Annotated in this window: 11 protein-coding genes and 1 pseudogene; 10 read left to right on the top strand and 2 right to left on the bottom strand. The window is 70.0% G+C overall.

Annotation, left to right across the window (positions count from 1 at the left end; genetic code table 11):
* Together QR78_RS36420 and QR78_RS01975 are read right to left on the bottom strand one after the other, a co-directional pair.
* On the bottom strand, window positions 1-1,257 hold a 1,257-nt coding region (locus QR78_RS36420; protein WP_048425811.1), incomplete at its 3' end, for a methyl-accepting chemotaxis protein.
* Window positions 1,258-1,439: 182 nt separating this feature from the next.
* Entirely contained in the window at window positions 1,440-3,806 is a 2,367-nt protein-coding gene (locus QR78_RS01975; protein WP_048425806.1) for an oxidoreductase, read from the bottom strand.
* 389 nt (window positions 3,807-4,195) lie between these two features.
* Here QR78_RS01975 and QR78_RS01970 point away from each other — a divergent pair, with 389 nt between their 5' ends.
* From QR78_RS01970 to QR78_RS35690, 10 genes and pseudogenes are all read left to right on the top strand, one after another.
* A complete protein-coding gene (locus QR78_RS01970; protein WP_048425805.1) occupies window positions 4,196-5,395 on the top strand; it encodes an ABC transporter substrate-binding protein in 1,200 nt (399 codons plus the stop codon).
* Window positions 5,396-5,925: 530 nt separating this feature from the next.
* Entirely contained in the window at window positions 5,926-6,849 is a 924-nt protein-coding gene (locus tag QR78_RS01965) for a branched-chain amino acid ABC transporter permease (RefSeq protein WP_048425804.1), read from the top strand.
* Window positions 6,846-7,835 (top strand): branched-chain amino acid ABC transporter permease, encoded by a 990-nt coding sequence (locus tag QR78_RS01960; RefSeq protein WP_053220757.1) that lies wholly within the window; start codon window positions 6,846-6,848, stop codon window positions 7,833-7,835. The genes QR78_RS01965 and QR78_RS01960 overlap by 4 nt, the downstream gene beginning before the upstream one ends.
* Window positions 7,832-8,584, top strand: a complete 753-nt coding sequence (locus tag QR78_RS01955; RefSeq protein ID WP_048425802.1) for an ABC transporter ATP-binding protein — start codon at window positions 7,832-7,834, stop codon at window positions 8,582-8,584. Before QR78_RS01960 ends, QR78_RS01955 begins: the two co-directional genes overlap by 4 nt.
* Window positions 8,584-9,279 carry an ABC transporter ATP-binding protein gene (locus tag QR78_RS01950; protein ID WP_048425801.1) on the top strand — a complete coding sequence of 232 codons (696 nt, stop codon included), beginning with the start codon at window positions 8,584-8,586 and terminating at the stop codon, window positions 9,277-9,279. Before QR78_RS01955 ends, QR78_RS01950 begins: the two co-directional genes overlap by 1 nt.
* A 24-nt stretch (window positions 9,280-9,303) precedes the next feature.
* Window positions 9,304-9,762 carry a cupin domain-containing protein gene (locus QR78_RS01945; RefSeq protein WP_048425800.1) on the top strand — a complete coding sequence of 153 codons (459 nt, stop codon included), beginning with the start codon at window positions 9,304-9,306 and terminating at the stop codon, window positions 9,760-9,762.
* A 4-nt stretch (window positions 9,763-9,766) separates the two neighbouring features.
* Window positions 9,767-11,023, top strand: coding sequence for a flavin-dependent oxidoreductase (locus QR78_RS01940; protein ID WP_048425799.1), 1,257 nt, complete (start codon window positions 9,767-9,769; stop codon window positions 11,021-11,023).
* A gap of 251 nt (window positions 11,024-11,274) precedes the next feature.
* Window positions 11,275-12,042, top strand: a complete 768-nt coding sequence (locus QR78_RS01935; protein WP_048425798.1) for an SDR family NAD(P)-dependent oxidoreductase — start codon at window positions 11,275-11,277, stop codon at window positions 12,040-12,042.
* A pseudogene (locus QR78_RS35695) lies at window positions 11,973-12,341 on the top strand (MarR family transcriptional regulator); the annotation flags it as partial. The gene QR78_RS01935 and the pseudogene QR78_RS35695, both read left to right, overlap by 70 nt.
* A 210-nt stretch (window positions 12,342-12,551) precedes the next feature.
* Window positions 12,552-13,385, top strand: a complete 834-nt coding sequence (locus QR78_RS35690) for an enoyl-CoA hydratase family protein (RefSeq protein WP_048425810.1) — start codon at window positions 12,552-12,554, stop codon at window positions 13,383-13,385.
* Window positions 13,386-13,500 lie beyond the last annotated feature (115 nt).

Raw genomic sequence — 13,500 nt, 5'->3', positions numbered from 1 at the left:
GGCGGCCTCGATGGTGGCGTTGAGCGCCAGAAGGTTGGTCTGCGCGGCGATCGACGAGATCAGCCCGACCACGTCGCCGATGCGGGCGGTGGCCTCGGTCAGGGTGCGGACCTGATCGGCGGTCTGCCCGGCCTCCACCACCGCGGCCCGGGCGAGCCGGGCCGAGCCGTCGACCTGGCGGCCGATCTCCTGGACCGAGGCGCCGAGTTCCTCGGCCGCCGCCGCCACCGTGCCAACGTTGGAGGACGCCTGCTCGGCGGCCGCCGCCACGGTGGTCGATTGCGCGGCGGTCTCCCGGGCGGTGGCGGTCATCACTTCCGCGGTCGCCTGGAGTTGGATCGCGGAGGCCGAGACCTGGCCGACGATGCCGCCGACCGCCGTCTCGAAGGCGTCCGCCATCTGGCGCATGCCGACCCGGCGCTGCTCCTCGGCCGAGGCACGGGCGAGGGCCGTCTCCTCCTCCAGGGCGCGAGCCCGCAGCATGGTCTCCTTGAACACCTGGACGGCGCCCGCCATCGCGCCGATCTCGTCGCGCCGGCCGATGCCCGGAACCGGCACCGCGAGGTCGTGGCGCGCCAGCCGGCCCATGGCGTCGGTCATGCGGGCGATCGGGCGGGCGATGCCGAGGAGTGAGAACACGATCGCCCCGATGGCGGCGGCGAGCGCCAGCGCGGTCATCACCCCGGCGGCCAGGATGCCGCTGCCGGCGCTGGCGCTGCTGCGCTCGGCGCTCGCGAGCGCCGCCCCGGCATTCATCGCGACGATCGACTTCAGGGCGCCGGTCGCCTGCGCGTTGGTGGCGGTCATCTCGGGCCCGGTCAGCGTCGCCAGCGCCGAGGCCTGGTCGCCGGCCGCCATCGCGCCGGTCACCGCCTTCTGGCCTTCGAGATACTCGCTCCACTTGGTGACGAAGCGGTCGAACGCCGTCCGCTCCTCGGGGCCGGAGATCAGCGGCGCGTAGCGCGCCTGGAGGTCGATCAAGGCCTGACGGCTCTTGATCAGGGCCTGCTCGTTACGGTCGTAGGCGGCATCGTCCGTCGAGGTCACGACGAAGCGGTACAGGTTGAGCCGGTAGCTCTGGGTCTCGGCGTAGATCTGGCTGATCAGGTTCGAGGCCGGGAGGCGGGTCTGGGCAATCGCCACGATGTCGTCCCGCAGCGTCATCAGGCGCAAGATGCCGTTGCCGCCTTGCGCCACACCGAACAGCATCAACGTCAGGATCGTCCCGATCAGGACCTGCTTGAGAGACAACTTCATCACGAAACCGCCCGGCATCGATGGTCGCGCCTCACGATCCGAGGCGCCAGACTTCATAGAGGCGGACTTGTTATGCCTTGATGAATCGATCTGTTGTTGGCGCACAAAGCGTCACGACGTCGAAAAGATCGGCAGCGCCGCCGCCGATGGCCGTAGGGGCGGCGCGATCCTCGCGCGGCGGACTACTCCGCCGCCGCCTGCCCCGCCTGGTGCGGCCGCGGCCGCGCCTTGCGGCGCAGGGCGATCTCCTGCTCGCGCGCCTTGGGCAATTCGCGATGGGCCTGGTCGCGGCCCGGCCGGTAGGGCTTCGGCCAGGATTGGGTGCGGGCGTCGTACCAGGCCGCGGCCTGGCGGCAGAAATTCGGGTTCCACAGGTGCGGCCGGCCGAGCGCCACGATGTCGGCCCGGCGGGTGTGCAGGATGGTGTTGACCTGCCCGGCTTCCGTGATCGCGCCGACCGCCATCACGGCCATCGGGGCGCGGTTGCCGGCGCGGTTGCGGATCGCGTCGGCGAACTGGACCTGGAACATCCGGCCGTAGACCGGGCGCTGCTCGGCGACCGTCTGGCCGGCCGAGACGTCGACGAGGTCGCAGCCCGCCTCGTGCAGGGCCTGCGCCACCGCCACCGTGTCGGCCTCGGTCATGCCGCCCTCGGCCCAGTCGGTGGCAGAGATGCGGACCGACATCGGCCGCTCCGCCGGCCACGCGGCCCGCATCGCCGAAAACACCTCAAGCGGGAAGCGCAGGCGGTTCTCGATCGACCCGCCGTATTCATCGGTGCGGGTGTTGGTCAGCGGCGAGAGGAAGGAGGCCATCAGGTAGCCGTGGGCGCAGTGCAATTCCAGCATGTCGAAGCCGGCCCGGGCCGCCCGCTCGGTGGCCTGCACGAAGGCGTCGCGCACGCGGTCCATCCCGGCCCGGTCGAGGGCGTGCGGCACCTGGCTCACGCCGTCGAGATACGGGATCGGGGAGGCCGAGACGATCGGCCAGTTGCCGTCGGGCAGCGGGTGATCCATCCGCTCCCAGCCGACCTGCGTCGACCCTTTGCGGCCGGCATGGCCCAGCTGCATCACCATCCTGGTATCGGTATGGGCGTGGACGAAATCGACGATGCGGGCCCATTGCGCCTCGTGCGCGTCGGTCCACAGGCCCGGGCAGCCGGGGGTGATGCGGGCCTCACGTGACGGGCAGGTCATCTCGGTGAAGAGCAGGCCGGGCCCGCCGAGCGCGTGCGAGGTGTAGTGGACGAAGTGCCAGTCGGTGAGGTTGCCGTCCTCGTCGGCCGAGTACTGCGCCATCGGCGCCATCGCGACCCGGTTCGGGATCCGCATCTCGCGCAAGCGCAGGGGCGTGAACATCGGCGTCGGCCGGCTCGTCCGGTAATCCTCGCCGGTCTCGGCCTGGAGCCGGGCGTAGAACGCGTCGTCGACGGCCGCGACGTAGGCGGGATCGCGCACCACCAGGTTGTCGTAGGTGACGGACTTCGCCCGGCACATCACCACCATGGAGAACTGCTCCGCATCCATGTCCCAGGAGCGGTTCATGTGCTCGAACCAGGCCAGCGACACGTCGGCATTGTGCTGGACGACCTGGCACGGGGTGCGCCGCGCCCGGTCATAGGCCGCAAACGCCGCCTGAACGTCCGCCTCGGCCTTGTCCACGAGCGCGTCCGAGAGCGCGATGGCGCATTCCATGGCGAGCTTGGTGCCCGAGCCGATCGAGAAATGCGCCGAGGCCTTGGCGTCGCCCAAGAGCACGATGTTGTCGTGCGACCACGCGTGGCAGAAGATCCGCGGGAAGCGGCGCCAGGTCGAGCGGTTGAGGAGCAGGCCGTGGCCCTGCAATTCCTCTTCGTACATCTCCTCGAGGACCCGGCGCGCGCCCTCCTCGTCGGCCTCGGTGAAACCGTGGCCCTGCCAGCAGGCCTCGTCCATCTCGAACACCCAGGTCGAGCGGCCGGGCTCGTACTGGTAGGTATGGGCACAGACGATGCCGTGCGGCGTCTCGCGGAAGAAATAGTTGAACTCGTCCATCGGCCGGGTCGAGCCCATCCAGCAGAAGCGGTTGGACTTGATCTCCACCTCTGGCCGGAACGCATCGCGAAAATGCTCGCGGATGCGCGAGTTGATGCCGTCGCAGGCGACGATGACGTCGGAATCGGGGAAGCGTTCCTTGAGCCGGTCGGGCGGGACGCTCTCGCCGAAATGCAGCCCCACCCCCTCCTCGCGGCAGCGCTCCTGCAGGATCTGGAGCAGGCGCATCCGGCTCACCCCGGCAAAGCCGTTGCCGCCGCAGCGCATGACCCGGCCCTCCTTGTGGATCGCGACGTCGTCCCAGTACGAGAAGGCGTCCCGGATCCGGGAGAACGAGCGCGGGTCCCGCGACAGGAACTCGTGCAGGGTCTCGTCGGAGAAGACGACGCCGAAGCCGAACGTGTCGTCGGCCCGGTTCTGCTCGTAGACCTCGACCTGCCAGCCCGGCCGGCGCTTCTTGGTCAGGAGCGCGCAATAGAGCCCGCCGGGTCCGCCGCCGATCACCGTGACGCGCATGGAGGGCTCCTTCTCGTGGCGGCGGGCTCGCCGGCGCAGAAACTTTATACTTGAAATATCGCGACGCAAGAGGGTGTGCGGCCCGGGATCGGGCCAGCCTTCGACGACCCGATACCCGACCGCGTTAGTCCGTTCGAATGCTGCGATGCAACGATGGAAACGTCTTTCTTTTCAGCATAGTGCTCGCTGCGTTGCACACAAATGCGGCATGGCAGAAAAATCGCCGAGGGCGGTTGTCAGGCGATATTTCATGCGTAAAGTATTTCAGGTGAGACGGCTCGGGATCCGACGAAAGACGCGCCGCTTTCGTCTCCCGCGCCGACTCGACTTCGGCCGCGGCGCACCGGACAAGTGCCGACGATGCTCTCGACCAGAAGGGGACACACGGAATGACGCCGATCCGGACCACCGCCAGCCGCCTCGCGACCGCGCTTCTCTGCGCCACGGTGCTGGCCGGACCCGCCGCTGCGCAGGGCCAAGGGGAAGGATCTGGGAAAGTCCGGGTCGGGCTGATGTTCACCCTCTCGGGGCCCTCCGCGGTGCTCGGCGAGCAGGGCCGCGACGGGTTCCTGCTGGCGCTCGACAGCTTGGGCAAGAAGCTCGGCGGCCTCGACGTGGAGGTGGTGACCGTCGACGACGAGCTCAAACCCGATGTCGCGACCAACAAGGCGCGGGAGCTGGTCAAGCGCGACAAGGTCGATTTCGTGGTCGGGCCGACCTTCTCCAACGTGCTGCGCGCGGTGGTGCGCCCGGTGACCGATGGCGGCGCCTTCCTGATCTCGCCCAATGCCGGCACGTCGAACTATGCCGGGGCGGAGTGCAACCCCAACCTGTTCGTCTCCTCCTACCAGAACGATCAGGTCCACGAGGTTCTGGGCAAGTACGCCCAGAACAAGGGCTACAAGCGCCTCGTCCTGCTGGCGCCGAACTACCAGGCCGGCAAGGACTCGCTCGCCGGCTTCAAGCATTCCTACAAGGGCGAGGTGGTGAACGAGATGTTCACCCCGCTCGGCCAGCTCGATTTCTCGGCCGAGCTCGCCCAGATCTCGGCGGCGCAGCCCGACGCGGTCTTCGCCTTCATGCCCGGCGGCATGGGCGTCAACCTGGTGCGCCAGTACCGCCAGGCGGGCCTCAGCACGATCCCGTTCCTCTCCGCCTTCACGGTCGACGAGAGCACCCTGCCGGCCCAGAAGGACGCGGCGGTCGGGTATTACGGCGGCGCCAACTGGGCGCCGGATCTCGACAACCCGCAATCCAAGGCCTTCGTCGCCGCCTACGAGAAGAAGTACGGCAGCGTGCCCGGCACCTACGCCATGCAGGCCTACGACGCCGCCCTGATGATCGACGCCGCGGTCAAGCGGGCCAAGGGCGACCTCAAGGACAAGGACTCCCTGCGCGCCGGCCTCAAGGCCGCCGAATTCCAGTCCCTGCGCGGCAACTTCAAGATCGGCAACAACCACTACCCGATCCAGGATTTCTACCTCGTCAAGGCCGCGAAGCGCCCGGACGGCAAGTACGAGACCCAGATCGCGGAAAAGATCTTTTCGAATTATCAGGATAATTACGCCGCCGAGTGCAAGATGAAGTAGATGATTTTCCCTTCCGGAGAATCAAACTCCCTTCGTCATCCCGGGGCTCGCCGCAGGCGAGAACCCGGGATCCATGACCGCCGAGGATGCCGGATGAAGCGGAACCGTTTCACCTCTGCCTGCCGCGTGAGCGGTTATGGATTGCGCTTCGCGCCCCTTCGGGTCCGGGTTCCGCTGCGCGGCCCCGGGATGAAGCAGAATTGTCTGGAGAAAGAGAGAGGCGCGGGAAATCCCCTCTCCCCGCGGGCGGGGAGAGGCCTGAGCTCCGAAGGGGCTCAGGGAGCAGCGAACCGCAGGTTCGCCGCGGGGGTGAGGGGGTCTCGACGAGTAAGGCTCCTCCGGAAACACCCCCTCACCCTCGCTTCGGCTGCGCCTCCGCTTGCCGACGACACGACAAGGTGTCGTCGGCCCTCTCCCCGCCCGCGGGGAGAGGGGAAACCCGCGCCTCTTCCTGTCCCAGGGCAGCGCCCCGGGATAACGCGGAGGGCGGCACAAGTCTTCGGGCCAACCCCGCGCGGTCAGATCGTGTGATGCTCAACCTGTTCCTGATCCAGGCGCTGAACGGCGTCCAGCTCGGCATCCTGCTGTTCCTGGTGGCGGCGGGACTGACGCTGATCTTCGGGGTGATGGACCTCATCAACCTCGCCCACGGCGCGCTCTACATGATCGGCGCCTACCTGGCGGCGACCTTCACCGCCGCCACCGGCAGCTTCGGCCTCGGCCTGCTGCTGGCTTTTCCGGCAACGCTCCTCTTCGGCCTCGCCCTCGAGTTCCTGGTGGTGCGCCACCTCTACGGGCGCGACCATCTCGACCAGGTGCTCGCGACCTTCGGGCTGATCCTGATCCTCAACGAGGGCGTGCGGATCGTCTGGGGCGCGGCCCCGATGAGCGTGCCGGTGCCGGACGCCCTGTCGGGCTCGGTCCGGCTCGTCGGCACCCTGCATTACCCGCTCTACCGGGTCGCGATCATCGCCGCCGGCCTCGCGACCGCGCTCGGCCTCCACCTCCTCGTCAACCACACCCGGCTCGGCATGCGGCTGCGGGCCGGCGCCAGCAACGGCCCGATGGTGGCGGCGCTGGGCATCGACATCCGGCGGCTCTTTCTGGTGGTGTTCGGCCTCGGCGCGATGCTGGCGGGCTTTGCCGGCGCGATGGTGGCGCCGATCCTGTCGGTCGATCCCGGCATGGGGGATTCGGTCCTGATCCTGACCTTCGTGGTCATCGTCATCGGCGGCGTCGGCTCGGTGCGGGGCGCGTTCGTGGCCGGCCTCCTCGTCGGCCTCGCCGACCAGTTGGGGCGCACCTTCGGGCCGATCCTGCTGCGCAGCGTGATGGATGCCTCCGCCGCCTCGCAGACCGGGCGGACGCTCGCCCCGATGCTGATCTACATCCTGATGGCCGCCGTGCTGTTCTTCCGGCCCTCCGGCCTGTTCCCGGCGCGGGGGTCCCGATGAGCACCCTCGTCGCCCGCATGGCGGCCGCGCCGCCCCGGCGCCGGGCCGTCGTCCCCGGTGTGGCCCTTGCCGGGCTGGTCCTGGCGGCGCTCGCCGCCCTGCCGGTCGCCGCGGAAGCCGCCGGCCTGCCTTTCCTGGTCGTCACCGCGACCCGGATGATGATTTTTGGGCTCGCCGCCCTCTCCCTCGACCTCGTGCTCGGCTACGGCGCGATGGTGTCGTTCGGCCACGCCGCCTTCATCGGTTTGGGGGCCTACGCGGTCGGCATCCTCGACGCCCACGGCATCCGCGATCTCGCGATCCAGGCACCGGTGGCGGCTGGAGCTTGCGCACTCTTCGCCCTCGTCACCGGGGCGATCAGCTTACGCACCCGCGGCGTCTACTTCATCATGATCACGCTGGCCTTCGGGCAGATGGCGTATTTCTTCATGGTCTCGCTCGCGCCCTACGGCGGCGACGACGGGCTGCCGCTGTCGGGCCGCTCGACGCTGTTCGGGATGCGGCTGATCGAGGGCGATCCGGCCCTGTTCTATCTGGTGCTGGCGGTCCTGGCGGTGGCGCTGCTGGCACTCCGCCGCGTCGTCGCCTCGCGCTTCGGCCGGGTGCTCCGCGGCAGCCGCGACAACGCGGTGCGGATGCAGGCGATCGGATTCTCGCCCCTGCCCTACCGGCTCACCGCCTACGTGATCGCCGGCGCCATCGCGGGCCTCGCCGGGGTTCTGCTCGCCAACCAGGCCGAGTTCGTCTCACCGGCCTATATGAGCTGGCAGCGCTCGGGCGAGCTGATCGTCATGGTGGTGCTCGGCGGCATGGGGACGCTGGTCGGGCCGGTCGTCGGCGCCGCCGCGCTGATCGCGCTGGAAGAGGTGCTGGCGCATTACTCCGACCATTGGCGCCTCGGCCTCGGGCTGATGCTGGTCGCGGTGGTGCTGCTCTCCCGCGGCGGCCTCGCGGGGCTGGCGGCGAAGATCGGGAGGCGCGCGTGACCCCGCTCCTCTCCGTTCGCAACCTCCGAAAGTCCTACGGCGCCCTGAAGGTGACGGACGACGTCAGCCTCGACGTGGCTCCGGGCGAATTGCACGCCATCATCGGCCCGAACGGCGCCGGCAAGACCACGCTGATCCACCAGCTGTCGGGCAGCCTGCCGAGCGATTCCGGCACGGTCCATCTCGCCGGCGAGGACGTCACGGCTTTGCCGATGGTGGCGCGGGTGCGGCGCGGCCTCGCCCGCTCGTTCCAGATCACCTCGATCCTCGATGGGTTCTCGGTGCTGGAGAACGTCGCGCTGGCGGTCCAGGCCCGGTCCGGTTCGAGCTTCCGGTTCTTCCGCCCCGCCGCGAGCGAGACCCGGCTCAACGCCGAGGCGATGGATGCCCTCGGCCGTGTCGGTCTCGCCGACCGCGCCGCGCGCCGGGCCGGCAGCCTGTCGCATGGCGAGAAGCGCCAGCTCGAACTGGCGGTGGCGCTCGCGACGCAGGCCCGCCTGCTCCTTCTCGACGAGCCGCTCGCCGGCACCGGCCCGGAGGAATCGGCGATCCTGGTCGGGCTGATGCGCGAATTGAAATCCACCCACACGATCGTGCTGATCGAGCACGACATGGACGCGGTGTTCGCGCTCGCCGACCGGATGAGCGTGCTCGTCTACGGCCGCGTCATCGCCAGCGGCGCGCCGTCCGTGGTCCGCTCCGATCCGGCGGTGCGCGCCGCCTATCTCGGCGAGGAGGAGGCGGCCTGATGCTCACCGTCGAGGGCCTGGAAAGCGCCTATGGCGATTCCCGCATCCTGTTCGGGATCGACCTCTCCGTCGCCAAGGGCGAGGTGGTGACCCTGCTCGGCCGCAACGGCATGGGCAAGACCACCACCGTGAAGTCGATCTTCGGCCTCCTGAAGCCTCGGGCCGGCCGCATCCTGATCGACGGCGAGGACATGGCCGGGCGTCCGTCCCACCTCGTCGCCAGACGCGGCCTCGGGCTGGTGCCGGAGGGCCGCCAGGTTTTTCCGACGCTCTCGGTCGAGGAGAACCTGGTCGCCACCCATCGCGGCGGGCGCGGCGCCAAGTGGACTCTCGACGCGGTCTACCGGCTGTTCCCGCGCCTGAAGGAGCGGCGGCGCAACGGCGGCGACCAGCTGTCGGGCGGCGAGCAGCAGATGCTGGCGATCGGCCGGGCGCTCATGACCAACCCGCGCCTCGTCGTCCTCGACGAGGCGACCGAGGGGCTGGCGCCGCTGATCCGCGAGGAGATCTGGGCCTGCCTGCGGGCGATCAAGGACGAGGGCGAAGCGATCCTGGTGATCGACAAGAACGTCGACGCGCTGGCCCGCTTCGCCGACCGGCACGTCGTGATCGAGAAGGGCCGCGTGGTCTGGACCGGCACCAGCGCGGCGCTCCGCGAGGCGCCGGAGGTGAAGGACCGGTTCCTTCATGTGTGAAACATCCGTCGAAGGAGTAGGCCCATGACCCCCATGACCGCAGGCATCACCCGCGCCGGTGAAGGCATCGAGGGCGTCCGCTGGAACATCCTCGGGCAGATCTACGTGCCCAAGCAGCATTCCGAGAGTTCGCTGTCCTGGCACGCGACCTTTCCGCCGGGCACCTTCGTGCCGCCGCACATCCACCCGACGCAGGATGAATTCCTCTACATCCTGCAGGGCCGGCTCACCGCCGTGCTCGACGGGCAGGAGAGCGTGGCCGAGCCCGGCGACACGATCCGGCTGCCGCGGGGCCAGCCGCACGGGCTGTTCAACCGCTCGGATGCCGACGTGAAGTGTTTCTTCTGGGTCTCGCCGGCCCGCCGCCTCTACGACCTGTTCTGGGCCCTGCACAATCTCGGCCCCCAGGCGAACCCCGCCGACGTGGTGGCGATCTCGGCCAAGCACGAGGTCGACTTCCTGCCGCCCCCGGATGCGGAGTGAGGTCATGCGCGTCCTCATCGTCGGCGCCGGAATCGGCGGGCTCGCCACCGCCCTGATGCTCCACCGGCGCGGCATCCGCGCCACGATCGTCGAGCAGGCCTCCGAGGTGCGCGAGGTCGGGGTCGGCATCAACACCCTGCCGCACGCGATCCGGGAACTGGCCGAGCTCGACCTGCTGCCGGCCCTCGACCGGGTGGCGATCCGCACGAAGGAACTGGCCTATTTCAACCGCCAGGGCCAGGAGGTCTGGCGCGAGCCGCGGGGGTTGGAGGCCGGCCATCCGGTGCCGCAATTCTCGATCCATCGCGGGCGCCTGCAGGCGGTGCTCTACGACGCGGTGCGCGAGCGGCTGGGGCCGGACGCGGTGCAGACCGGGCTGGCGCTCTCCGGCTTCATGCAGGACGAGGGCGGGGTCACCGCCCACTTCACCGATGCGCTGAAAGGGGATGCCGGCCGCACCCTGCGGGGCGACGTGCTGATCGCCTGCGACGGGATCCACTCGGTGGTGCGCAAGAAATTCTTCCCCGACGAGGGCCCGCCGCGCTGGGACGGGGTGCTGATGTGGCGCGGCGCTACCGAGTGGGCGCCCTGGGGCGACGGCCGCACCATGGCGATCGGCGGCGGCATGGGCGCCAAATGCGTGCTCTACCCGATCGCCGAGGCCGGGGACGGCCGCCAGTTGATGAACTGGGTGGTGTTCGTGAAAATGGCGGACGGCAAGGTGTCTCCGCCGCCCAAGGAGAGCTGGTCGCGCCCCGCCCATCGCTCGCAGGTGCTGCCCTACGCGCGGCGCTTCGCCCTGCCGGGCTTCGACCTCGCCGCGCTCGTCGAGGCGACGCCGCAGATCTTCGAATACCCGATGTGCGACCGCGATCCGCTGCCGCGCTGGACCCACGGCCGGGTGACGCTTCTGGGCGACGCCGCCCATCCGATGTACCCGGTCGGCTCCAACGGCGCCTCGCAGGCGATCCTCGACGCCAGGGCGCTGGGCGACGCGCTCGCCCGGTCCGAGCACCCGATGCAGGCGCTCTCGTCTTACGAGGCCGAGCGCCGGCCGAAGACCGCCGAGATCGTGATGCTCAACCGCAAGGGCGGGCCGGAGCGGGTGATCGACGAGGTCGAGAAGCGGGCGCCCGCCGGCTTCACCCGGATCGAGGACGTGCTCGGCCACGCCGAGCGCCAGGCGATCGTCGGGGGCTATGCCGGCAAGGCCGGCTTCGCGGTGGCGGGGAACGTGAGCCCGCTGCGGGTGGCGGTTTGAGGTACGCCGCGCCGTGAGCATTCCCCTCTCCCCGCGGGCGGGGAGAGGGCCTCGGTGACCTTGTCGTCACCGAGGCGAGGCGGCAGCCGAGGGTGAGGGGGTGTTTCCGGAAAAGTCTCACTCGTCGAGACCCCTTACCCTCGCTTCGGCTTCGCCTGCGCTAGCCGCGCCCCCTGAACGGGGACTCGGCCCTCTCCCCGCCCGCGGGGAGAGGGGGACCCGCGCCCAATTCCTTTAAGGTTGAAATATCCATGCCGCACCCCTCTCCCCCTCCCCGCCACGTCCTCGTCACCGGCGCCGCCCGCGGCATCGGGCGGGCGATCGCGGCGGGGTTCGTGGCGGCGGGGGAGCGGGTGACCGTGCTCGGCCGCACGCCGGAGAGCGCCGAGCGGGCGAAAACCGAACTCGGGGCAGCCCACGCCGTCGCGGCCGACGTCACCGATGCGGCGGCCCTGGCCCGCGCCCTGGCGGAGGCCGCCGAGCGGGCCGGCCCGGTCGCGGTGCTGGTCAACAATGCCGGCGGCGCCGAGACCGCGCCGCTCGCCCGCAGCGACGTCGACACCCTGCGGCGGATGATGGCGCTGAACGTCGAACCCGTGCTCGTCGCCGCCCGCGCCGTGGTGCCGGGCATGAAGGCGGCGGGCGGGGGCCGGATCGTCTCGGTCGCCTCCACCGCCGGGCTCAGGGGCTACGCCTATGTCGGGGCCTATTGCGCCGCCAAGCACGCGGTGGTGGGTCTCACCCGGGCGCTGGCGCTCGAACTCGCCGCCACCGGCATCACCGTCAACGCGGTCTGTCCCGGCTTCACCGATACCGACCTCGTCGGCACGGCAATCGACGGGCTGGAGGCGAAGACGGGACGTGGCCGCGATGACCTCCTGACCGAGTTCACCCGCCACAACCCGATGGGCCGCCTGATCCATCCGGAGGAAGTGGCCGACGCGGTGCTGTGGCTGGCGGGAGCGGGCGCCGGGGCGGTCACCGGCCAGGCCGTCGCGGTGGCGGGAGGCGAGCTGTGACCGCCGCACCGGACCTCTCCGCCGAGATCCCCCCCGCCCACCGCACCGAGTTGCGGCTGTGGCTGCGCCTGCTCACCACCGCCAACACCATCGAGGCGGAGATCCGCCGGCGCCTGCGCGACCGCTTCGACACCACGCTCCCTCGCTTCGACCTGCTGGCGCAGCTCGAACGCGCCCCGGACGGCATCCAGCTCGGAGAATTGTCGCGCCGGATGATGGTGTCGAACGGCAACGTCACCGGCCTCGTCGAGCGGCTGGCGCAGGAGGAGCTGATCGACCGGCAGGTCTCGGAGACCGACCGCCGGGCGGTGCAGGTGCGCCTGACCCCCAGGGGCCGCGCCGTCTTCACCGAGATGGCCCGGGCCCATGCCGACTGGATCGCCGAACTCGTCGGCGCCCTCGGGCCCGCCGAGCAGGAGGCGCTGTCGACCCAGCTCTCCGCCCTCAAGGCCTCGGTGCGGCCGGGCGGCGCTCCGGCCAAACCCAAGCAGACACGTCAGGGAGAGACAATGAGGCGCCAGAACGCCATCGCGGCCCCGCTCGCGGGCTTCACGCCGCAGCATTTCGGCTTCGCGATCGAAGGCGGCATCGCGACCGTGACCTTGAACCGGCCGGAGAAGAAGAACCCACTCACCTTCGAGAGCTACGCGGAATTGCGCGACACCTTCCGGGCGCTCCGCTTCGAGGAGAGCGTGACGGCCGTGGTGATCACGGGGGCCGGCGCCAACTTCTCCAGCGGCGGCGACGTGTTCGAGATCATCGAGCCGCTGACCACGATGGGCGCCGCCGATCTCCACGCCTTCACGACGATGACCGGCGACCTCGTCAAGGAGATGCGGGCCTGCCCACAGCCGGTCGTGGCCGCGGTCGAGGGCGTCTGCGCGGGCGCGGGCGCGATCATCGCCATGGCCTCCGACCTGCGGGTGGCCGCGACTGGCGCCAAGGTGGCGTTCCTGTTCAACAAGGTGGGGCTCGCCGGCTGCGACATGGGCGCCTGCGCGATCCTGCCCCGGATCATCGGCCAGGGCCGGGCCTCGGAGCTTCTCTATACCGGCCGCTTCATGAGCGCCGAGGAGGGCGAGCGCTGGGGCTTCTTCAACCGCCTGGTTCCCGCGGGCGAAGCCCTGGGAGCCGCCCGCGAGACCGCCCGCGCGCTCACGCAGGGCCCGGCCTACGCCAACGGCCTGACCAAGCGGATGCTGCACATGGAATGGGCGATGGGGGTGGACGCCGCCATCGACGCCGAGGCGATGGCCCAGGCGCTCTGCATGAAGACCCAGGATTTCCGCCGCGCCTTCGAGGCCTTCGCGGGGAAGACCAAGCCGGTCTTCGAGGGGGATTGAGCGATGATGCTTCAAATCCGTCCTGATCCCACCTGCGACCTCATCCTGAGGTGTCAGTCCATCGGAGATGGACTGACCTCGAAGGAGGGCTCCAGAGATCGCAGCGACTTCTGGA

This window comes from Methylobacterium indicum (assembly GCF_001043895.1).
Classification (GTDB): domain Bacteria; phylum Pseudomonadota; class Alphaproteobacteria; order Rhizobiales; family Beijerinckiaceae; genus Methylobacterium; species Methylobacterium indicum.
This window is presented reverse-complemented; position numbering and strand designations above follow the sequence as displayed.